The organism is Pseudomonas sp. ADAK2 TE3594 (assembly GCF_053628675.1).
On the sequence record NZ_JBRJGV010000001.1, the window covers coordinates 4,023,505 to 4,044,715 of the forward strand.

The 21,211-nt window shown below is 56.9% G+C and carries 14 protein-coding genes, 2 tRNA genes, 3 rRNA genes and 1 pseudogene; 9 read left to right on the forward strand and 11 right to left on the reverse strand.

The window, feature by feature from the left end; all coding sequences use genetic code 11:
* The first annotated feature begins 79 nt into the window (after positions 1 to 79).
* Positions 80 to 1,039, forward strand: a complete 960-nt coding sequence (locus AB7M22_RS17755; RefSeq protein WP_454187283.1) for a LysR family transcriptional regulator — start codon at positions 80 to 82, stop codon at positions 1,037 to 1,039.
* Positions 1,040 to 1,050: 11 nt separating this feature from the next.
* Here AB7M22_RS17755 and mrdA read toward each other — a convergent pair whose 3' ends face one another.
* From mrdA to AB7M22_RS17785, 6 genes are all read right to left on the reverse strand, one after another.
* Positions 1,051 to 2,943, reverse strand: coding sequence for a penicillin-binding protein 2 (gene mrdA / locus AB7M22_RS17760; protein WP_454187284.1), 1,893 nt, complete (start codon positions 2,941 to 2,943; stop codon positions 1,051 to 1,053).
* Positions 2,944 to 3,168: 225 nt separating this feature from the next.
* Positions 3,169 to 3,284, reverse strand: a 5S ribosomal RNA gene (gene rrf, locus AB7M22_RS17765).
* 153 nt (positions 3,285 to 3,437) lie between these two features.
* A 23S ribosomal RNA gene (locus AB7M22_RS17770) occupies positions 3,438 to 6,329 on the reverse strand.
* Between the two features lie 235 nt (positions 6,330 to 6,564).
* A tRNA-Ala gene (locus AB7M22_RS17775) sits at positions 6,565 to 6,640 on the reverse strand.
* Positions 6,641 to 6,670: 30 nt separating this feature from the next.
* A tRNA-Ile gene (locus tag AB7M22_RS17780) sits at positions 6,671 to 6,747 on the reverse strand.
* Positions 6,748 to 6,908: 161 nt separating this feature from the next.
* Positions 6,909 to 8,447 (reverse strand): 16S ribosomal RNA (locus AB7M22_RS17785).
* Together the 16S, 23S and 5S rRNA genes with 2 tRNA genes alongside form the textbook arrangement of a ribosomal RNA operon.
* 681 nt (positions 8,448 to 9,128) lie before the next feature.
* Between AB7M22_RS17785 and rhtA the strand changes: the two genes are divergently transcribed.
* The 4 genes from rhtA (at position 9,129) to AB7M22_RS17805 (ending at position 11,939) form a co-directional block, all read left to right on the forward strand.
* Positions 9,129 to 10,016 (forward strand): threonine/homoserine exporter RhtA, encoded by an 888-nt coding sequence (gene rhtA / locus AB7M22_RS17790; RefSeq protein WP_454187285.1) that lies wholly within the window; start codon positions 9,129 to 9,131, stop codon positions 10,014 to 10,016.
* Between the two features lie 168 nt (positions 10,017 to 10,184).
* Positions 10,185 to 10,466, forward strand: a complete 282-nt coding sequence (locus AB7M22_RS17795) for a hypothetical protein (RefSeq protein WP_008006497.1) — start codon at positions 10,185 to 10,187, stop codon at positions 10,464 to 10,466.
* A 99-nt stretch (positions 10,467 to 10,565) separates the two neighbouring features.
* Positions 10,566 to 11,306 carry an SDR family oxidoreductase gene (locus AB7M22_RS17800; protein WP_454187286.1) on the forward strand — a complete coding sequence of 247 codons (741 nt, stop codon included), beginning with the start codon at positions 10,566 to 10,568 and terminating at the stop codon, positions 11,304 to 11,306.
* A gap of 36 nt (positions 11,307 to 11,342) precedes the next feature.
* The gene (locus AB7M22_RS17805; RefSeq protein WP_454187287.1) at positions 11,343 to 11,939 is read left to right on the forward strand and encodes a 2-hydroxychromene-2-carboxylate isomerase; all 597 of its coding nucleotides are present in this window, start codon (positions 11,343 to 11,345) and stop codon (positions 11,937 to 11,939) included.
* Between the two features lie 58 nt (positions 11,940 to 11,997).
* Here AB7M22_RS17805 and AB7M22_RS17810 read toward each other — a convergent pair.
* The 4 genes and pseudogenes from AB7M22_RS17810 to AB7M22_RS17825 form a co-directional block, all read right to left on the reverse strand.
* Positions 11,998 to 13,807, reverse strand: a pseudogene (locus tag AB7M22_RS17810) (aminopeptidase P family protein).
* A 54-nt stretch (positions 13,808 to 13,861) separates the two neighbouring features.
* Entirely contained in the window at positions 13,862 to 15,028 is a 1,167-nt protein-coding gene (locus tag AB7M22_RS17815; RefSeq protein ID WP_454187288.1) for an aminotransferase class V-fold PLP-dependent enzyme, read from the reverse strand.
* Positions 15,029 to 15,233: 205 nt separating this feature from the next.
* Complete coding sequence (locus tag AB7M22_RS17820) at positions 15,234 to 15,848, reverse strand: LysE family translocator (protein ID WP_008006486.1); 615 nt, start codon at positions 15,846 to 15,848, stop codon at positions 15,234 to 15,236.
* A gap of 101 nt (positions 15,849 to 15,949) precedes the next feature.
* Positions 15,950 to 16,219: a hypothetical protein gene (locus tag AB7M22_RS17825; RefSeq protein ID WP_454187289.1), complete on the reverse strand. Its 270-nt coding sequence runs from the start codon at positions 16,217 to 16,219 to the stop codon at positions 15,950 to 15,952.
* Positions 16,220 to 16,629: 410 nt separating this feature from the next.
* On the opposite strand from AB7M22_RS17825, the gene msuE reads away from it, so the two are divergent.
* The 4 genes from msuE to AB7M22_RS17845 all read left to right on the forward strand — a co-directional run bounded on the left by msuE (position 16,630) and on the right by AB7M22_RS17845 (position 20,792).
* The gene (gene msuE / locus AB7M22_RS17830; RefSeq protein ID WP_008006482.1) at positions 16,630 to 17,193 is read left to right on the forward strand and encodes an FMN reductase; all 564 of its coding nucleotides are present in this window, start codon (positions 16,630 to 16,632) and stop codon (positions 17,191 to 17,193) included.
* A 10-nt stretch (positions 17,194 to 17,203) separates the two neighbouring features.
* Positions 17,204 to 18,349: an FMNH2-dependent alkanesulfonate monooxygenase gene (ssuD, locus tag AB7M22_RS17835; protein WP_454187290.1), complete on the forward strand. Its 1,146-nt coding sequence runs from the start codon at positions 17,204 to 17,206 to the stop codon at positions 18,347 to 18,349.
* A 127-nt stretch (positions 18,350 to 18,476) separates the two neighbouring features.
* The gene (locus AB7M22_RS17840; protein ID WP_454187291.1) at positions 18,477 to 19,664 is read left to right on the forward strand and encodes an acyl-CoA dehydrogenase family protein; all 1,188 of its coding nucleotides are present in this window, start codon (positions 18,477 to 18,479) and stop codon (positions 19,662 to 19,664) included.
* A gap of 24 nt (positions 19,665 to 19,688) precedes the next feature.
* Positions 19,689 to 20,792 carry a sigma-54 interaction domain-containing protein gene (locus tag AB7M22_RS17845; protein ID WP_008006476.1) on the forward strand — a complete coding sequence of 368 codons (1,104 nt, stop codon included), beginning with the start codon at positions 19,689 to 19,691 and terminating at the stop codon, positions 20,790 to 20,792.
* Here the strand turns inward: AB7M22_RS17845 and AB7M22_RS17850 are convergent.
* Complete coding sequence (locus AB7M22_RS17850) at positions 20,789 to 21,154, reverse strand: antibiotic biosynthesis monooxygenase (RefSeq protein ID WP_007906557.1); 366 nt, start codon at positions 21,152 to 21,154, stop codon at positions 20,789 to 20,791. The two genes, AB7M22_RS17845 and AB7M22_RS17850, sit on opposite strands and share 4 nt — an antisense overlap.
* Positions 21,155 to 21,211 lie beyond the last annotated feature (57 nt).

A 21,211-nucleotide genomic window follows, 5' to 3' on the forward strand; every position in this document is an offset into this window, starting at 1 on the left:
TTTATCGCTTCCGTGCCAGGATTAGTCAATTTTCAAATTCTTATCTTTACTATTAGCCTTGCTACTACATGGAATTTTTATGCCCTCCATTTCTAACCCTTGGGTTGGTCGCCGCTTTCTGAATGACCGCCTCGACTGGAACCTGTTGCGCACCTATTTGGTGATCGGCCAGGAAGGCAGCATGAGCCGGGCCGCCGCGCGATTGCACATCACGCAGTCAGCCGTCAGCCAGGCGTTGAAACGGCTGGAAGAGCAATTGGAATGTGTGTTGATTGCCCGCAGCGGGCGACGGTTTGATCTGACGGAAACCGGGGAGGAAGTCCTGCGCATTGCGGCAGACATTTATGGAGATATTTCACGGCTGGGCACGGTGGTGGAGAGTCGTAACGATGACGTGGTTGGCAAGATTCGCATCCTTACCGTCAGCGGCGTGCAAGCACGACATTACGACGAGTTCCTCGCCGATTTCCACGAAACACATCCGAAAATCGAATTTGAAGTCGAAGTGATGGGCAGCTCGAACATCATTAGTTCACTGCTGCAAAAGACCGCGACCGTTGGCGTTGGCTTGTGCCGTTTACCGCAGCCGCGACTGGAACAGCGAGTACTGTTTCGCGAGACTTATGCGTACTTTTGTGGGCAGCGCCATCGACTGTTCGGACAAAAGAACCTGACCCTGGAACAGCTCGCGGCGGAGAATTTCGTGAGCTTCACCAGCGACCAGCTCGGGGGCAATCTGTCGCCGTTGACACTGTTTCGCGATCAACAAGGATTCACTGGCAAGATCGTTGCGTCATCAACGAGTTTCGAAGAAATTTATCGTTTGATCTGCGCAGGTTTCGGCATTGGCTGTCTACCGACACACTTGGTGCGCAGGGATGTCGAGCAAGGCTTGCTCTGGCGTTTGCCGCCGGAAGATGGAGTGGTGGATTTCGATATCCAGCTGTTGTGGAATCGCGAGCAGAAGATGAGTCAGGCCGAAACCGTGTTTCTGGAGAGCTTCCAGCACATGCTCAGCATTCGTGAGCCTGTGCTGTGAAGCTTTGATCGTTAGACGTGAGGGTCGCTCGGCGCTTTGCTCGGCACGGCGTATTGCGGCTTCAGGTGGCCGTCCTGATCGAGCAACCAGGCGTCCATGATCTGCCGCACCACGGGACCGGCGACGCGACCACCAGCCTCGCCGTTTTCGATCATCACCGAAATGACAATCTTCGGATGCTCGGCCGGGGCAAAACCGACGAACAAGGCGTTGTCACGGTTACGCTCCAGGGTTTTCGCCCGGTTGTAGCGTTCACCCTGCTTGATCGCCACCACTTGCGCCGTACCACTCTTGCCGGCGATACGGTATTGAGCCCCCGCCGCTGCCGCTCGGGCAATCCCGCGAGCGTCGTGCATCACCATCTGCATGCCGTGGTTGACCTGCTCCCAGTCACGCGGGTCCTTGAGCAGGATGTTCGGCATCGGATGCTCGTCCACCGGCGCTACACCATCCACCGTTTTGGCCAGGTGTGGTCGGTTCCATACACCCTTGTTGGCAATCAGCGCTGTAGCCTGGGCGAGTTGCAGAGGCGTGACCTGCATGTAGCCCTGGCCGATGCCAAGGATCACGGTTTCACCCGGGAACCATGCCTGACGGCGAGTGGCGCGCTTCCAGGCCTGGGATGGCATCAACCCCGCAGACTCTTCGAACATGTCCAGCGAGACTTTCTCGCCGAGGCCGAACATGGCCATGTAGTCATGCAGTCGGTCGATGCCCAGCTTGTGGGCCAGGTCGTAGAAGTAGGTGTCGTTGGAGCGCATGATCGCCGCGTCCATGTCCACCCAGCCATCGCCGCTGTGGTTCCAGTTGCGGTACTTGTGATCGAAGTCCGGGAGTTGGTAGTAACCGGGGTCGAAGACGCGGGTCTGCGGGGTAACGACGCCGGCGTCGAGGCCGGCAATGGCCACTTCCGGCTTGATGGTCGAACCCGGTGCATAGAGGCCGCGCAGTACGCGGTTGAACAGCGGCCGGTCGATGGAATCATGTAGCGCCGCGTATTCCTTGAAGCTGATGCCGGTCACAAACAGGTTCGGGTCGAAGCTTGGCTTGCTGACCATCGCGAGCACTTCGCCGGTCGACGGATCGAGAGCGACCACCGAACCGCGACGATCACCCAAGGCTTCCTCGGCGGCTTCCTGAAGTTTGACGTCGAGGCTCAGAACGATGTTTTTGCCGGGGATCGGATCGGTGTGTTTGAGCACTCGCAGCACGCGGCCCTGAGCATTGGTTTCGACTTCTTCATAACCCACATGGCCGTGCAACTCGGGTTCGTAGAATTTCTCGATGCCGGTCTTGCCGATGGATTGGGTGCCACGGTATTCCACCGTATCAAGGGCTTTGGATTCTTTCTCGTTGATGCGGCCGACGTAGCCGATCGAGTGTGCGAAGTGTGCGCCCATCGGGTAGTGGCGAACGAACTGTGGCTCTACGTCGATCCCTGGCAGACGGAACTCGTTGACCGCCAGCACGGCGATCTGTTCTTCGCTGAGTTCATAGAACAAGGTGACGGGCACGAAGGGGTGCCGGGCCTGCTTCATCGCCTTGTCGAACAGTGTGCGGTCTTCATCTGGCAGGTGCAGGAGGTTGACCACCTCATCCAGCTCTTCTTTGACGTCGGAGGCGCGTTCGCGGGTAATGGTCAGGTTGAAACTGGGCCGGTTGTCCGCCAGAAGCACGCCGTTGCGGTCATAAATCAACCCGCGGGTAGGGGCGATCGGCAATACGTGTACACGGTTGTTTTCGGAGATCGTCGAGTGGTAGTCGTACTCGACCACCTGCAGAACATACAGGCGCACCACCAGCGCGCAGGTAATAGCGACGACGAACAAGGCGCAGGCCATCAGTCTTTTGTTGACCAGGCGCGTCTCTTTTTCGTGATCCTTGATTGGTATTGGTTCAGGCATTTCTGCAGCAGCTCTTTGACTGTAGAGGAGGTGCCGATTCGTAGGCTTGAAATCAGCCCGTGCAAAAGGGCTGCACCATTCCAAAAACGGCATGGCTACTTTAGCGCCGGTTCTCCCGGAACTTCATGAACAATGCAGCTTTACCCAAAATAGCCAGCACGGCACTTTCCTGCGGACAAAACAAAACCCCTACCTGCATACGCAGATAGGGGTTTCGGAATTTAATCTTGACGATGACCTACTCTCACATGGGGAAACCCCACACTACCATCGGCGATGCATCGTTTCACTGCTGAGTTCGGGATGGGATCAGGTGGTTCCAATGCTCTATGGTCGTCAAGAAATTCGGTAGCCAGGTCGTTCTCCTTGCGGATCACGCTCCAGCGAATGGGTATGCGATAGTTTGTGTGTTTGTTCTCGAACTTTCGGTTCGTTTCGTCTTCACACACCGCAATCTGGCGCCTTTTCAGGTCAGCAAATTGCTTGGGTGTTATATGGTCAAGCCTCACGGGCAATTAGTATTGGTTAGCTCAACGCCTCACAGCGCTTACACACCCAACCTATCAACGTCGTAGTCTTCGACGGCCCTTCAGGGGACTCAAGGTCCCAGTGAGATCTCATCTTGAGGCTAGTTTCCCGCTTAGATGCTTTCAGCGGTTATCTATTCCGAACATAGCTACCCGGCAATGCCACTGGCGTGACAACCGGAACACCAGAGGTTCGTCCACTCCGGTCCTCTCGTACTAGGAGCAGCCCCTCTCAAATCTCAAACGTCCACGGCAGATAGGGACCGAACTGTCTCACGACGTTCTAAACCCAGCTCGCGTACCACTTTAAATGGCGAACAGCCATACCCTTGGGACCGGCTTCAGCCCCAGGATGTGATGAGCCGACATCGAGGTGCCAAACACCGCCGTCGATATGAACTCTTGGGCGGTATCAGCCTGTTATCCCCGGAGTACCTTTTATCCGTTGAGCGATGGCCCTTCCATACAGAACCACCGGATCACTAAGACCTACTTTCGTACCTGCTCGACGTGTCTGTCTCGCAGTCAAGCGCGCTTTTGCCTTTATACTCTACGACCGATTTCCGACCGGTCTGAGCGCACCTTCGTACTCCTCCGTTACTCTTTAGGAGGAGACCGCCCCAGTCAAACTACCCACCATACACTGTCCTCGATCCGGATAACGGACCTGAGTTAGAACCTCAAAGTTGCCAGGGTGGTATTTCAAGGTTGGCTCCACGCGAACTGGCGTCCACGCTTCAAAGCCTCCCACCTATCCTACACAAGCAAATTCAAAGTCCAGTGCAAAGCTATAGTAAAGGTTCACGGGGTCTTTCCGTCTAGCCGCGGATACACTGCATCTTCACAGCGATTTCAATTTCACTGAGTCTCGGGTGGAGACAGCGCCGCCATCGTTACGCCATTCGTGCAGGTCGGAACTTACCCGACAAGGAATTTCGCTACCTTAGGACCGTTATAGTTACGGCCGCCGTTTACCGGGGCTTCGATCAAGAGCTTCGCGTTAGCTAACCCCATCAATTAACCTTCCGGCACCGGGCAGGCGTCACACCCTATACGTCCACTTTCGTGTTTGCAGAGTGCTGTGTTTTTAATAAACAGTCGCAGCGGCCTGGTATCTTCGACCGGCGTGGGCTTACGCAGTAAATGCTTCACCCTCACCGGCGCACCTTCTCCCGAAGTTACGGTGCCATTTTGCCTAGTTCCTTCACCCGAGTTCTCTCAAGCGCCTTGGTATTCTCTACCCAACCACCTGTGTCGGTTTGGGGTACGGTTCCTGGTTACCTGAAGCTTAGAAGCTTTTCTTGGAAGCATGGCATCAACCACTTCGTCACCCAGAGGGTAACTCGTCATCAGCTCTCGGCCTTAGAATCCCGGATTTACCTAAGATTCCAGCCTACCACCTTAAACTTGGACAACCAACGCCAAGCTGGCCTAGCCTTCTCCGTCCCTCCATCGCAATAACCAGAAGTACAGGAATATTAACCTGTTTTCCATCGACTACGCTTTTCAGCCTCGCCTTAGGGACCGACTAACCCTGCGTCGATTAACGTTGCGCAGGAAACCTTGGTCTTTCGGCGTGGGTGTTTTTCACACCCATTGTCGTTACTCATGTCAGCATTCGCACTTCTGATACCTCCAGCAAGCTTCTCAACTCACCTTCACAGGCTTACAGAACGCTCCTCTACCGCATCACCTAAGTGATACCCGTAGCTTCGGTGTATGGTTTGAGCCCCGTTACATCTTCCGCGCAGGCCGACTCGACTAGTGAGCTATTACGCTTTCTTTAAAGGGTGGCTGCTTCTAAGCCAACCTCCTAGCTGTCTAAGCCTTCCCACATCGTTTCCCACTTAACCATAACTTTGGGACCTTAGCTGACGGTCTGGGTTGTTTCCCTTTTCACGACGGACGTTAGCACCCGCCGTGTGTCTCCCATGCTCGGCACTTGTAGGTATTCGGAGTTTGCATCGGTTTGGTAAGTCGGGATGACCCCCTAGCCGAAACAGTGCTCTACCCCCTACAGTGATACATGAGGCGCTACCTAAATAGCTTTCGAGGAGAACCAGCTATCTCCGAGCTTGATTAGCCTTTCACTCCGATCCACAGGTCATCCGCTAACTTTTCAACGGTAGTCGGTTCGGTCCTCCAGTTAGTGTTACCCAACCTTCAACCTGCCCATGGATAGATCGCCCGGTTTCGGGTCTATTCCCAGCGACTAGACGCCCTATTAAGACTCGCTTTCGCTACGCCTCCCCTATTCGGTTAAGCTCGCCACTGAAAATAAGTCGCTGACCCATTATACAAAAGGTACGCAGTCACCCAACAAAGTGGGCTCCCACTGCTTGTACGCATACGGTTTCAGGATCTATTTCACTCCCCTCTCCGGGGTTCTTTTCGCCTTTCCCTCACGGTACTAGTTCACTATCGGTCAGTCAGTAGTATTTAGCCTTGGAGGATGGTCCCCCCATATTCAGACAAAGTTTCTCGTGCTCCGTCCTACTCGATTTCATGACCAAGAGATTTTCGCGTACAGGGCTATCACCCACTATGGCCGCACTTTCCAGAGCGTTCCGCTAATCTCAAAGCCACTTAAGGGCTAGTCCCCGTTCGCTCGCCACTACTAAGGGAATCTCGGTTGATTTCTTTTCCTCAGGGTACTTAGATGTTTCAGTTCCCCTGGTTCGCTTCTTAAGCCTATGTATTCAGCTTAAGATACCTAACTTATGTTAGGTGGGTTCCCCCATTCAGACATCTCCGGATCAAAGTCTGTTTGCCGACTCCCCGAAGCTTTTCGCAGGCTACCACGTCTTTCATCGCCTCTGACTGCCAAGGCATCCACCGTATGCGCTTCTTCACTTGACCATATAACCCCAAGCAATCTGGTTATACTGTGAAGACGACATTCGCCGAAAATTCGCGATTAAACTCACAAATTTTACCTTAGCCTGAACAACACCAGTGAAAGTGTCATCCAGTCTATCTTTCTATCACATACCCAAATTTTTAAAGAACGATCTAATCAAAGACTAGAAATCAACATTCACCATCGTCACGATGGAATGCTCATTTCTAAGCTTTCAACAAACAGAAGCAGTAGTGGTGGAGCCAAACGGGATCGAACCGTTGACCTCCTGCGTGCAAGGCAGGCGCTCTCCCAGCTGAGCTATGGCCCCGTATTTCTACAGGCGTTTCCCACACAAAATTGGTGGGTCTGGGCAGATTCGAACTGCCGACCTCACCCTTATCAGGGGTGCGCTCTAACCAACTGAGCTACAGACCCAATTTCGAGCTTTAAGGCCGACCTCACCCTGCTCTTTACCACAAAGCATGGGGTGCGCTCTAACCAACTAAGCTACAACCTGTTAGGGCTGCTTCTTATCGTCTTCTTCAATGAATCAAGCAATTCGTGTGGGAACTTATGGAGCAGCTGATGTCGTCGATTAAGGAGGTGATCCAGCCGCAGGTTCCCCTACGGCTACCTTGTTACGACTTCACCCCAGTCATGAATCACACCGTGGTAACCGTCCTCCCGAAGGTTAGACTAGCTACTTCTGGTGCAACCCACTCCCATGGTGTGACGGGCGGTGTGTACAAGGCCCGGGAACGTATTCACCGCGACATTCTGATTCGCGATTACTAGCGATTCCGACTTCACGCAGTCGAGTTGCAGACTGCGATCCGGACTACGATCGGTTTTCTGGGATTAGCTCCACCTCGCGGCTTGGCAACCCTCTGTACCGACCATTGTAGCACGTGTGTAGCCCAGGCCGTAAGGGCCATGATGACTTGACGTCATCCCCACCTTCCTCCGGTTTGTCACCGGCAGTCTCCTTAGAGTGCCCACCATGACGTGCTGGTAACTAAGGACAAGGGTTGCGCTCGTTACGGGACTTAACCCAACATCTCACGACACGAGCTGACGACAGCCATGCAGCACCTGTCTCAATGTTCCCGAAGGCACCAATCCATCTCTGGAAAGTTCATTGGATGTCAAGGCCTGGTAAGGTTCTTCGCGTTGCTTCGAATTAAACCACATGCTCCACCGCTTGTGCGGGCCCCCGTCAATTCATTTGAGTTTTAACCTTGCGGCCGTACTCCCCAGGCGGTCAACTTAATGCGTTAGCTGCGCCACTAAGAGCTCAAGGCTCCCAACGGCTAGTTGACATCGTTTACGGCGTGGACTACCAGGGTATCTAATCCTGTTTGCTCCCCACGCTTTCGCACCTCAGTGTCAGTATCAGTCCAGGTGGTCGCCTTCGCCACTGGTGTTCCTTCCTATATCTACGCATTTCACCGCTACACAGGAAATTCCACCACCCTCTACCATACTCTAGCTCGTCAGTTTTGAATGCAGTTCCCAGGTTGAGCCCGGGGATTTCACATCCAACTTAACGAACCACCTACGCGCGCTTTACGCCCAGTAATTCCGATTAACGCTTGCACCCTCTGTATTACCGCGGCTGCTGGCACAGAGTTAGCCGGTGCTTATTCTGTCGGTAACGTCAAAACAATTACGTATTAGGTAACTGCCCTTCCTCCCAACTTAAAGTGCTTTACAATCCGAAGACCTTCTTCACACACGCGGCATGGCTGGATCAGGCTTTCGCCCATTGTCCAATATTCCCCACTGCTGCCTCCCGTAGGAGTCTGGACCGTGTCTCAGTTCCAGTGTGACTGATCATCCTCTCAGACCAGTTACGGATCGTCGCCTTGGTGAGCCATTACCTCACCAACTAGCTAATCCGACCTAGGCTCATCTGATAGCGCAAGGCCCGAAGGTCCCCTGCTTTCTCCCGTAGGACGTATGCGGTATTAGCGTCCGTTTCCGAGCGTTATCCCCCACTACCAGGCAGATTCCTAGGCATTACTCACCCGTCCGCCGCTCGCCACCAGGTACAAGTACCCGTGCTGCCGCTCGACTTGCATGTGTTAGGCCTGCCGCCAGCGTTCAATCTGAGCCATGATCAAACTCTTCAGTTCAAACATCTTTGGGTTTTTAAGAAACCCTAAACTTGGCTCAGCAATCGTTGGTTACATCTTTGATTTCTCGCGGAGTAACTTGTGATGCTGATAATCTTGTTGACTATCAGTCTGACTCCACAAGCACCCACACGAATTGCTTGATTCAGTTGTTAAAGAGCGGTTGGTTAAGATCTTTCGTCTCAACCGAGGCGCGCATTCTACAGCAGCCTCTGTTGCTGTCAAGCGGTTACTTTCAGAAGTTTTCAAAGTTTCGCTTGGAAATCTTTAACAACTTCAACCACTTGCGCTTTCGATCTCTCGTTAGCGGGAGGCGAATTCTACAGCGTTACTCGCTGCTGTCAACACCTCTTTTTCTCCGCTTTCGACCGAGATGATCGAACCGTCAATAAGGCGAAAACACACTGCCCTACCAACTCCTTCTGGCTTCGATGAACTGAAGCGTAACCGCTGCCGAAAACTGCGTAACTCTTTGTTTACCAAGGAGTTTTCCGTTTCGACTGCGCCGGAAGTGGGGCGAATTATAGACTTCCAGAATCTGTCGTCAACCCCTGATTTGGTTTTTCTATCAGGATGTTCAAAAACCCTCCTTATATATAGACGCGCCCGCAACGAATGCGCAGTATATTGCCCAACACATAAAACAATACTCTCGCTTGCCACTTCGGACGATGCTACGTAATGAATGACCACCCCCGCAGCCTTGCCTCGACCCTGTTCTCGGTTGGCCTGCTCTTGATAGCCATGGCATCGATCCAGTCCGGAGCGTCCCTGGCCAAAAGCATGTTCCCGGTTATCGGTGCTCAAGGGACGACCACCCTGCGACTGATCTTTGCCAGTGTGATCATGCTGCTGTTGTTGCGCCCATGGCGAGCGAAGCTCACCGCGAAATCCCTGCGCACCGTTATCGTCTACGGAATGGCGTTGGGCGGCATGAATTTCCTCTTCTATATGTCCTTGCGCACAGTCCCTCTGGGTATCGCCGTAGCCCTGGAGTTCACCGGCCCATTGGCAGTCGCTATTTATGCCTCACGTCGAGCGATCGACTTTCTATGGATCGCTCTGGCAGCCTTGGGTTTACTGCTATTGATTCCGACAGGTGCCACGAGCGCAGGCATCGATCTGGTCGGCGCAGGTTATGCCCTTGGTGCTGGTGTCTGTTGGGCGCTGTACATACTGTTCGGCCAGAAGGCCGGTGCTGACAATGGGGTGCAGACCGCTGCATTGGGCGTGATGATTGCCGCCCTGTTCGTAGCGCCCATCGGCATTGTCCACGCTGGCGCCGCGTTACTGACCCCCTCGTTGATTCCCGTGGCCATCGGGGTCGCCATTTTGTCCACTGCCCTGCCCTATACCCTGGAGATGGTCGCCCTCACACGTATACCCGCCCGGACCTTTGGCACATTGATGAGCATCGAGCCTGCGTTCGGCGCACTGTCTGGCCTGTTGTTCCTCCATGAATACCTTTCACTGTCACAGTGGATGGCTATCCTGTGCATCATTCTGGCTTCCGTCGGCGCGACAATGACCATGGGGAGTAGCGCCAAGCCTGCGGTCGCAGCGGATTGAAACAAGATTGACGAAGGTCTGGTATTTACCGCTCAATTAGGCCATGTTTAGGCTACGTAACTCAGTGTCAGACATGGATTTTTTCAGATAGGGATATCAGAACGCTTCAAGCAAAAGCGAATGCAGGCAGACCCAGGCACAGATCCGGGGCCGCAATTAAGGACAGCAATGAAACGAATTTTGATACTGATCGCCATACTTGCAATCACGGGTTGCGCGGCGACCTCGAAACCCCAGACGAAACACGGCAAGAAAGGACTGCATATCAACTGTTCGGGGCTCTCGTCGTCGTGGGACAAGTGCTACACCAGCGCCGCCAATTCGTGCGCGCCCAAAGGTTACAAAGTCATCGCCAAGTCAGGCGACGCGGTGGAGGAGCCCGGTGACTATCCGTTCGGCCTCAACCCTGCCGGCTATACCAGCCGCAGCATGATCGTCATCTGCAAGTAACCCCTTCCTTTCTATCGGGCTTGCGTAGCCCGATAGGCGCTTTGCCCCGATGCTGCTAACGTTCGTCAGTCAATGACCGTTCAGCAAAGGGCGATATCCATGACCACCGCAATCAATAACAAGAAAACCGTATTGGTCGTCGGCGCAGGCGATGCCACCGGCGGCGCCATCGCCAAACGTTTTGCCCGTGAAGGTTATGTCGCCTGCGTCACACGTCGCAGCGCAGACAAACTCCAGCCATTGGTAGAGTCCATCACAGCCAGTGGCGGCGAGGCTCACGGTTTTGCCTGCGATGCGCGTAATGAAGAAGACGTGATAGCACTCATTGAGCAGATCGAAACCGAGATCGGCCCCATCGAGGCGTTCGTCTTCAATATCGGCGCCAATGTGCCTTGCAGTATTCTCGAAGAAACCGCCCGCAAGTATTTCAAGATTTGGGAAATGGCCTGTTTCTCAGGGTTTCTCAACGCCCGTGAAGTGGCCAAGCGCATGGTCACCCGCCAACGAGGCACGATCCTGTTCACCGGCGCCACTGCTGGCTTGCGCGGCGCCGCGGGTTTCGCCGCCTTCGCCGGTGCCAAGCACGGGATTCGCGCCTTGGCGCAAAGCATGGCCCGTGAACTGGGACCGATGAACATCCACGTCGCCCACGTCGTAGTTGATGGCGCCATCGATACCGACTTTATCCGCGACAACTTCCCGGAAAAATACGCGACCAAGGATCAGGACGGCATCCTCAATCCCGAGCACATCGCCGACAACTATTGGTACCTGCACAGCCAGCCACGGGACGCCTGGACCTTCGAGCTGGATCTGCGCCCCTGGAGCGAACGCTGGTAAGCCCTCCTCTACAACAACAAGAAGAGCACATCGATCATGAGCAAAACCGTGGAGTTCTTTTTCGACCTCGGCAGCCCCGCCACTTACCTGGCCCATACCCAACTGCCGAAAATCTGCAAACAGACCGATAGTCAGCTGATCTACAGACCGATGCTGCTGGGTGGCGTCTTCAAAGCTACTGGCAATGCTTCCCCCATCACCGTACCGGCCAAGGGTCGCTACATGTTTCAGGACCTGGACCGCTATGCCAAACGCTATGGCGTACCGCTGACGTTCAACCCGAACTTCCCGATCAATACCCTGATGCTGATGCGCGCTGTCACAGGTATGCAACTACGCCATCCCGACCGCTTTCAGGCGTTTATCGATTGCCTGTTTCACGCCCTTTGGGTTGAGGGATGCAGCCTCGATGATCCAGCGACTGTTGCCACCGTGCTGACGCAAAACGGTTTCGATCCAAACGAGGTGCTGGCACTGACCGCCGATGAGACCATCAAAACCGCCCTCAAGGAAAACACCGAGGAAGCGGTGCAACGCGGTGTATTCGGTGCGCCGAGCATGTTTGTCGGTGATCAGTTGTTCTTCGGCCAGGATCGGCTGGACTTCGTCCTTGAAGCCCTGCGTGCGCAATAGCCAACGCCTGCCTATGAAATGAGCCAGGCACTGGACACAGCGCCTGGATTCAAACAGCTCAAATAGCCGCGGTTCGGGTGTTCAACCATTCGAGGGCCGCACCATTGAGCAACGGGCTCAGGCGTTCACGCACCTCGGCGTGATAACCGTTCAACCACTGCTTTTCGTCTTCAGTCAGCAGCGATGGTTCCAGGCAACGGGTGTCGATCGGGCACAGGGTCAGGGTTTCGAATTTCAGGAACTCACCGAATTCGCTCTTGCCCGCCTCGCGGTTCAAGACCAGATTCTCGATCCGCACACCCCAGCGGCCCGGACGGTAAGTGCCCGGTTCGATGGACGTGATCATCCCCGGCTGCATCGCGGTTTGCGGTGCAGCCGCGGCCTGATAGGCGATGACTTGCGGGCCTTCGTGAACATTGAGGAAGTAGCCGACGCCATGACCAGTGCCGTGACCATAGTCGACGCTTTCGGCCCAGATCGGTGCACGGGCAATAGCGTCCAGCAACGGCGACAGAATGCCTCGTGGGAACTGTGCGCGGGAGAGTGCAATCACGCCTTTGAGCACGCGGGTGCAATCGCGCTTCTGCTCGTCAGTCGGCGTACCCACCGGCACCATTCGGGTGATGTCGGTGGTACCGCCCAGGTACTGGCCGCCGGAGTCGATCAGCAACAGGCCGTCACCCTCGATCACCGCGTGTTCTTCTTCGGTGGCGGTGGTAGTGCGGCATCGCACCGTTGGCGTTGAACGCGGCGATGGTGTTGAAGCTCAGCGACACATAATCCGGACGTCGGGTACGCGCCGCGGTCAGGTGTTCGTCGATGGTCAGTTCGGTGATGCGCTCACGCCCCCAAGCCGCTTCCAGCCAGGCGAAGAATTCGCACAGCGCCGCGCCGTCCTGCTCCATTGCCCGACGAATGTGCTCGGCATCGGCCAGGCTTTTCTGCGACTTGGCCAGGGTGGTCGGGTTCAGGCCTTCGAGCAGCTTCACGTCGCTGTTCAGATTATCCAGCAGACCGGCCGTGACCCGCGCAGGATCGACTTGCAGGCTTGCGCCGCTCGGCACGGCGCGCAAGGCGACGGCCACTTCGCTGTAATCGCGCAGAGTCACGCCGTCCTGTTCGAGAATGGCGCGCAGCTCGGCGCTCACTTTGCTCAGGGCGACGAATAAGGTGGCCTGCTGCTGGCTGATCAGGGCGAAGGACACGAACACGGGATTGAACGACACATCGCCGCCGCGCAGGTTGAACAGCCAGGCGATGTCATCGAGGGTGGCGATGAAGTGCCAGTCGGCACCGCGCTCTTTCAGCACCTCACGCAGTTTGGCGAGTTTTTCGCCACGGCTGACCGTCGCCTGAGGCGGCAAGTGTTGATAGATCGGCTCATTCGGCAGACTTGGACGATCACTCCAGACTTCACTCAGCAGATCGATATCGGTGCGCAGACGTGCGCCGCGCTCTTTGAGTTTGCTGCTCAAAGTACGCGCGGAGGTCACAGCCATCACCGCGCCATCGACTGCGACGACACCGCCTTCAGGGGTTTGCTCGGCCAGCCAATCGAGCGGGCCGGGTTGACCCGGTTGCAGCTTGACCAGTTCGATGCCGCTGCCCTTGAGCTCCTTGCTCGCTTGTTCCCAATAGCGGCTGTCGGCCCAGACACCGGCAAAATCCGGCGTGACGATCAGCGTGCCCACAGAGCCATGAAAACCTGACAGCCACTGCCGTCCCTGCCAATAGCCCGGCAGGTATTCCGACAGGTGCGGGTCGGCCGACGGCACCAGCAGAGCATGAATGCCCTCCCGGCTCATCAGCTCGCGGGTTTGCTCCAGGCGCTGGGGTACCAATCCATTGGTCAAAGGCTGTGTACTCATTGTGTCTCCTGCTAACCACTCATCGTTATTATTCGGTGCCGATCGGATCGGCGCTTAAGGACCTGTCGCCCAGAATGCCGGAGCACTGGCGCAAGCTGCTTTAATCAGGTGTACCGCTTGATCGATATCCTGCTCGGTGGTGAAACGCCCCAGGCTCAAGCGAATGGTGCGACTGGCCGAGCGTGCGTCATGCCCCAGGGCCAGCAGCACATGGGACGGCGCATTGCTGGCGGAATTACAGGCCGAGGTCGCGGAAAACGCGATCGAGGTGCTCAATGCCGCGGAACTGAACTCGCCTTCATTGAAAGTCAGGCTCAAGGTATGGGGAATGCGCTGGGTCAAACTGCCATTGAGACGCACGCCGGGGATGCTCAGCAGCGGTTCGAGCAAGCGTTCACGCAGACGCGCGATGGTGGCTTTCTCTTCATCGAACAATTGCGCCGCCAACGCGAAGGCTGCACCCATTGCGGCAATCTGGTGCGTCGCCAGCGTGCCGGAACGCAACCCGCCCTCATGACCGCCGCCGTGGATCTGCGCCTGCAGACGCTGCTGCGCACGAGGACCGACATACAACGCGCCGATGCCTTTGGGACCGTAGACCTTGTGCGCCGAGAACGACATCAAATCCACCGGCCACCGGGCCAGATCGATCACCACTTTGCCCGCGCCCTGAGCCGCATCAACGTGAAATAACGCATCGCGATCACGCACCACCTGGCCGATGGCCGGGATGTCGTTGATAGTGCCCAGTTCGTTATTGACCAGCATCAATGACACCAGAAAGGTGTCCTCACGCATCGCTTCGCTGACCGCTTGTGGAGTAATCAGGCCTTCGGCATCGGGCACCAGATACGTCACCGCAACGCCTGCGTCCTGCAACTGTTTTGCAGTGTCGAGAATCGCTTTGTGTTCGATCTGGCTGGTGATGATGTGGCCGCCGGACACACCGCGAGCCTGGGCCACGCCCTTGAGGGCAAGGTTGTTGGATTCGGTGGCGCCGGAGGTCCAGACGATCTGTTCCGCCTGGGCGCCCACCAACTCGGCGACCTGGCGCCGTGCTTGCTCGACCGATTGCCGGGCCTGTTGGCCGAAGGCGTGGGAATTGGACGCTGGATTGCCGAAGTTACCGGTGAAACCCAGACACTCGACCATGACTTTGATGACCCGCTCATCCACCGGCGTGGTGGCGGCGTAGTCGAAATACAACGGACGTTTATTCATAAAAGACTCGCAGAGCGTGTTCCGGGATCAGGAAGCTCGTCACTGGAAGTTTCAAAGCGCAGCCTCATGAGCGACGCCGAATTTTCAGAACGACAGCAATACCTGATCGGAGGCCATTAAAGAAGAACAACTTCATTTAAAAGTGCGTAGGAACGCTCCTGAAGTCGAGCTTAACAGGCATCGGGCCACCGGATGAAGCAATGCGTCAGCTAAAACTGTCGAGCAATAACGGATACAGCGAAGCCACCAACAGTAAGGCCATACCCCAGTTGAACAGCCGCAACCAGCGGCGATCGCGCAGCACATTGCGCAGCAGCGTGCCGCAACCGGCCCACACCCCGACGCTTGGCAGGTTGATCAAGGCGAAGACCGCGGCAATCACAATCACATTGGTGAAATAGCCCTGCATCGGTGTATAGGTGCTGATGGCACCGATGGCCATGATCCAGGCCTTGGGGTTGACCCACTGAAAGGCTGCCGCGCCCAAATAACTGATCGGCTTGCCCTCGCCCTGTTCACCCTCGGCGACCGGCCCGGAATGAGCAATCTTCCACGCCAGGTACAGCAAATACGCCGCGCCGACATAGCGCAACACGGTGTAAAGCATTGGATAGGTTTGAAACACCGCGCCCAGGCCGAAACCGACGGCGACCACCAGGACGAAGAAGCCGCAGGTGATGCCCAGCATGTGGGGAATGGTGCGGTTAAAACCGAAATTCACCCCCGAGGCCAGCAGCATGGTGTTGTTCGGGCCAGGAGTGATCGAGGTGACAAGGGCAAACAGGGCAAAGCCCAGCAGCAGGTCGAGCGAGAGTGTCATGGGGGACAATCCATCAGGGTCAGTCAGGTATTGACCCTATCGCACGCCTTGAGCAAAACCCATGGACAGTTGCGTGAAAGTTCGAGCAGTACAGTCGTCGCTCAGCTTGGGCGGCCGTGCAGCTGTACCGCGCGCTCGGCGTTCATCTCGCCTTGTTTGTCGAAACTGAACGATTTTGCCGGCTGGCCGAGCAATTCGGCTTTCTTCGCATGGTACTCCTCAAAGGACAAGCCACGACGATTCAGGGCCTCCAGCGCCAGTTCCCGGGTTTCTTCAACGGTGTAGGGCCGCAATTCCGGTGAAACATGGCTGGCACATCCGGCGAGAACGGAGATGGCGAGCAGCAAGAAAGTGGCGAGCAGAGATTTCATTTCGGACGTCCGCAGATCTGTGTTTGGGGCAATGAACACAGGCTACCCGTGCCGCTCGAAGGGTAGAAATCAACGCTCTCGATAGTGGGTATCGGATCAAAAGATCGCAGCCTTCGGCAGCTCCTACATAAACCTTATATTTCCAAATTGAATATAAATATTAATTTAATGTCTTTTACGGAATAACAGAGATTCTTTATAAACGACTCCATCGCCTCACGCACTGTTGCCCACGCAACTGTTTGCCAGGCAACAGTCAATCAACAAACACCCGGTCAAATCGAACAGCGCCTGCCAACAACCGCGCTGAAAGCCACGGAAAACGGGGCTCCCAAGGATTGGTACAGCTCTTGCTCAACTCGGTGACTCATCACTGCTCGCTGAGCAACTGTTTAAAAAAGGAACTGATCATGTCGCGTCCATTGAAAGTCGTTGCCCTCTCCGGCGGTACCTGGCGTCCGTCTCGCACGTTGGTGTTGACCCAGGCGCTGTTGGCCGAACTGGCCGAGCAGTTGCCGATCGAGAGCAAGCTGATCGAACTGGGCGATATCGCCCGACCTCTGGGCGCCGCGCTGTCGCGTCAGGAACTGAGCGCCGACATCGAGGCCGAGCTGCAAGCGATCGAAAGCGCCGACTTGCTGATCGTCGCCGCGCCGGTTTATCGCGGCTCTTACCCAGGCCTGCTCAAGCACCTGTTCGACCTGATCGACCTCAACGCACTGATCGACACTCCGGTGCTGCTGGCCGCCACCGGCGGCAGCGAACGTCATGCGCTGGTGCTCGATCATCAGTTGCGGCCGCTGTTCAGTTTCTTTCAGGCCCTGACCCTGCCGATTGGCGTCTATGCCACCGAAGCCGACTTCTCCAATTATCAAATAACCAGTGAGCCCTTGAAGGCCCGCATTCGTCTTGCTGCAGAGCGCGCGGCGCCGTTGTTCGGCGTGCACCCCAAAAATCTGCTGAAAATCGCTTAAGGATCTCTTCATGGATGTTTTCTGGTTTCTGCCGACCCACGGCGACGGCCATTACCTGGGCACCACTCAGGGCGCCCGCCCGGTGACCCTCAACTATTTGAAACAAGTGGCCCAGGCTGCCGACAGTCTGGGTTACCACGGTGTGCTGATTCCCACTGGACGTTCCTGCGAGGACTCGTGGGTGATCGCCTCGGCCCTGGTGCCACTGACCGAACGCCTGCGGTATCTGGTCGCGATCCGTCCGGGGATTATTTCGCCGACGGTCTCGGCACGGATGGCCGCGACGTTGGATCGACTGTCTGGCGGCCGCTTGCTGATCAATGTGGTGACCGGCGGCGACCCGGATGAAAACCGTGGCGACGGCAGTTTTCTCGATCACAGCGAACGCTACGAAGTCACCGACGAATTCCTGAAGATCTGGCGCCGCGTGCTGCAAGGCGAATCGGTGGATTTCGAAGGCAAACACCTGCGAGTGCAGAACGCCAAAGCGCTGTATCCACCAGTACAGAAACCTTATCCGCCGCTGTATTTCGGTGGCTCGTCCGATGCCGCTCATGACTTGGCCGCCGAGCAGGTTGACGTTTACCTGACATGGGGCGAACCGCCTGCCGCCGTGGCTGAAAAACTGGCCGATGTTCGAGCGCGCGCGGCGCGAAACGGTCGCACGGTGAAGTTCGGGATTCGCCTGCATGTGATCGTGCGCGAGACGGCTGAAGAGGCCTGGAAAGCCGCGGACAAACTCATCGAGCACATCAGCGACGAGACCATTGCTGCCGCGCAAAAGTCGTTCTCGCGATTTGATTCCGAAGGCCAGCGGCGCATGGCCGCGTTGCATGACGGCCGTCGCGACAACCTGGAAATCTCGCCCAACCTGTGGGCCGGTGTCGGTCTGGTACGCGGCGGTGCCGGAACTGCGCTGGTGGGTGACCCGCAGCAAGTGGCGACGCGAATCAAGGAGTACGCGGACTTGGGGATCGAGAGTTTCATCTTCTCCGGCTACCCGCATCTCGAAGAGGCTTATCGCTTTGCCGAACTGGTGTTCCCGCTGTTGCCCGAGCCATATGCCAGCCTGGCCGGGCGTGGCGTCACCAACCTCACCGGGCCGTTTGGCGAAATGATTGCCAATGATGTGCTGCCGGCTCACGCCAAAGCCTGATGCGATCTGTAGGAGCGAGGCTTGCCCGCGAAGCAAGCACCGCGGTGTATCGGAGGCACCGCGTTATCGTTCTTCGCGGGCGAGCCTCGCTCCTACAGGAAAACGTCGTTCATAAGAGGAACCCCGCGTGACTGCCAAACCACAAAGCGCCCTGTTGTCCCCCTTGCAGACCGCCCGCCAGCTGGCCGACGAGTTTGCCCTGACCGCTGTCGAGCGCGATGAACGCGGTGGTACGCCGAAAGCCGAACGTGATGCCTTGCGCCACAGCGGCCTGCTCGCTTTAAGCATTCCCGTCCAGTACGGCGGCCTCGGCGCCAGCTGGAGTGAAACCCTGAACATCGTGCGCGAGTTCGCCAAGGTCGACAGCTCGATCGCTCACGTCTTCGGCTTTCATCACCTGATGCTCGCCACCGTGCGCCTGTTCGCCCGGCCCGAACAATGGCAACCGTGGTTTGAACAGACCGCGCGCAAGAACTGGTTCTGGGGCAACGCCCTCAACCCGCTGGACACCCGCACCGTGGTGAAAGACCTCGGAGGCTGGCGCGAGTTTTCCGGCAAGAAGAGCTTCTGCTCCGGCGCCAGTGATTCGGAAATGCTGATCGCCTCGGCCGTCGATGAAAGTGCCGGCGGCAAGCTGTTGATTGCCGCGATTCCCAGTGGGCGCAGCGGTATCACGCTGCACAACGACTGGAACAACATGGGTCAGCGCCAGACCGACAGCGGCAGCGCCACGTTTGAACGGGTGAGGGTCGAAGAGTCGGAGTTGCTGCTCGACCCCGGTCCGTTGAGCACGCCATTTGCCTGTCTGCGCCCCTTGATCGCCCAACTCACGTTCACCCATATGTTCCTCGGCATTGCCGAAGGCGCTTTCGAAGAGGCGCGGCAATACACCCTCACTGAAACCCGTCCGTGGCACAAATCCAGTGCTGCGGATGTGCGGCAGGATCCTTACGTGCTCGGCCACTACGGCGAATTCTGGGTGGCGCTGGAAGGTGTTCGATTGCTGGTGCAACGCGCCGCCGAATTGCTCGACAAGGCTTGGACCAAGGGCCCGAATCTGAGCGCCGAGGAACGCGGACATCTGGCCACCGCCATCGCCACCGCCAAGGTCGCCGCCACCCGTAATGGTCTGGAACTGTGCAGCCGTTTGTTCGAAGTGACCGGCGCCCGTTCGACTCATGCCTCACTGCGGCTGGACCGCCACTGGCGCAACTTGCGCACGCAAACCCTGCACGATCCGGTGGATTACAAACTCCATGAACTCGGTGACTGGGCACTGAACCAGTCCCTGCCGATCCCGACCTTCTATTCATAGCCTTCCACTCATGGAGCCTGTCCCATGCAACTGCTGACCTTACCGCCCTCGCCCGCGCTGGCCACCTCGATTCGCGCTACGGCGCAGGTGTTCGAAGACCCGAAATCCCAAGCCCTGCTCGCGCACTTGCAGCAGGTCGCGCCGAGTGAGGCCAGCGTGCTGATCATCGGTGAAACCGGCACCGGCAAGGAGTTGGTGGCACGGCACATCCACAACCTCAGCGCCCGGCGCAACCGGCCGTTCGTGGCGGTGAACTGCGGCGCATTCTCCGAATCGTTGGTGGAGGCCGAGCTGTTCGGCCATGAAAAAGGCGCCTTCACCGGCGCGCTGAGCGCCAAGGCCGGCTGGTTCGAAGAGGCCGATGGCGGCACCTTGTTCCTCGACGAAATCGGCGATCTGCCAATGGCGATTCAGGTGAAACTGCTGCGTGTGTTGCAGGAGCGCGAAGTGGTACGCCTTGGTTCGCGCAAGAGCATTCCCATCGATGTGCGAGTGCTGGCGGCGACCAACGTGCAGCTGGAAAAAGCCATCAACGCCGGGCACTTTCGCGAGGACCTGTATTACCGCCTTGACGTGGTCAGCCTGGAACTGAGCCCATTGCGCGAACGCCCCGGCGACATCCTGCCGCTGACCCGGCATTTCGTCGAAGCCTACAGCCAGCGTTTGGGTTACGGCAGTATCACCATCAGCAAAGAGGCCGAACACAAACTGCGCAGCTACAGCTGGCCGGGCAACATCCGTGAACTGGAAAACGTCATTCACCACACCCTGCTGATCTGCCGCAATGGTGTGATCGAGCGCGATGACTTGCGCCTGTCGAACATGCGCATCGAGCGTCAGGACGACCACCACGCCAACGTCGACGACTCACCGGAAGCCTTGCTCGATCGGGCCTTTCAAAAGCTCTTCGAGCAACAGGCCGGCGCGCTGCACGAGAAAGTCGAAGATGCGTTGCTGCGGGCAGCCTATCGCTTCAGCCACTACAACCAGGTGCACACCGCTGCCCTGCTGGGGCTGAGCCGCAACGTAACCCGCACTCGGCTGATCAAGATCGGCGAACTGGCGGTGAATAAACGCCGACCCACGGAGAACGTACAGGGTGAGCGTTTGATGCAGTTGTCGATCTAGCTAGTCAGATGGCAATGCAGTGCGTTGTCGTGGCTAAGCGCCAGGCTATGCAGCACCTGAAATGAGCCGAAGGTGACAGTTTTCGCCCGATGGGCGCGAATCAACTGCCAGAAATCCTGCTCGCCACTTTCGAAGCTCTGAAAAGCCGCTTCCCCGGCTTCGCGGGATTGCCATTGCAGGTAATTAAGCACCCGTCGACCATCGTCGCTGGCCTGGATGCTGGCACTCAGAAACCCTGTGTAGCCTTGGGCCAGACGTTCGGTGTGCGCCGACAGTGCCGACACCAGCGCGGCCTGCTGACGGGGTTCGATCTCGAATTCGATCAGTTGGGTGAAGCTGCGATTTTTCTCTGGCGCGTGCATGAATAGTCCCCACTCACTGTAAGCCGGATCTTGCGATCCGAAGACCCGCAGGGTAAA

Coding starts and splice junctions, on each gene's coding strand:
- AB7M22_RS17845 (WP_008006476.1), top strand. CDS start 19,689: ATGCAACTGCTGACCTTACCGCCCTCGCCCGCGCTGGCCACCTCGATT.
- mrdA (WP_454187284.1), bottom strand. CDS start 2,943: ATGCCTGAACCAATACCAATCAAGGATCACGAAAAAGAGACGCGCCTG.
- AB7M22_RS17755 (WP_454187283.1), top strand. CDS start 80: ATGCCCTCCATTTCTAACCCTTGGGTTGGTCGCCGCTTTCTGAATGAC.
- ssuD (WP_454187290.1), top strand. CDS start 17,204: ATGGATGTTTTCTGGTTTCTGCCGACCCACGGCGACGGCCATTACCTG.
- AB7M22_RS17805 (WP_454187287.1), top strand. CDS start 11,343: ATGAGCAAAACCGTGGAGTTCTTTTTCGACCTCGGCAGCCCCGCCACT.
- AB7M22_RS17815 (WP_454187288.1), bottom strand. CDS start 15,028: ATGAATAAACGTCCGTTGTATTTCGACTACGCCGCCACCACGCCGGTG.
- AB7M22_RS17795 (WP_008006497.1), top strand. CDS start 10,185: ATGAAACGAATTTTGATACTGATCGCCATACTTGCAATCACGGGTTGC.
- AB7M22_RS17820 (WP_008006486.1), bottom strand. CDS start 15,848: ATGACACTCTCGCTCGACCTGCTGCTGGGCTTTGCCCTGTTTGCCCTT.
- AB7M22_RS17850 (WP_007906557.1), bottom strand. CDS start 21,154: ATGCACGCGCCAGAGAAAAATCGCAGCTTCACCCAACTGATCGAATTC.
- AB7M22_RS17825 (WP_454187289.1), bottom strand. CDS start 16,219: ATGAAATCTCTGCTCGCCACTTTCTTGCTGCTCGCCATCTCCGTTCTC.
- AB7M22_RS17800 (WP_454187286.1), top strand. CDS start 10,566: ATGACCACCGCAATCAATAACAAGAAAACCGTATTGGTCGTCGGCGCA.
- rhtA (WP_454187285.1), top strand. CDS start 9,129: ATGAATGACCACCCCCGCAGCCTTGCCTCGACCCTGTTCTCGGTTGGC.
- msuE (WP_008006482.1), top strand. CDS start 16,630: ATGTCGCGTCCATTGAAAGTCGTTGCCCTCTCCGGCGGTACCTGGCGT.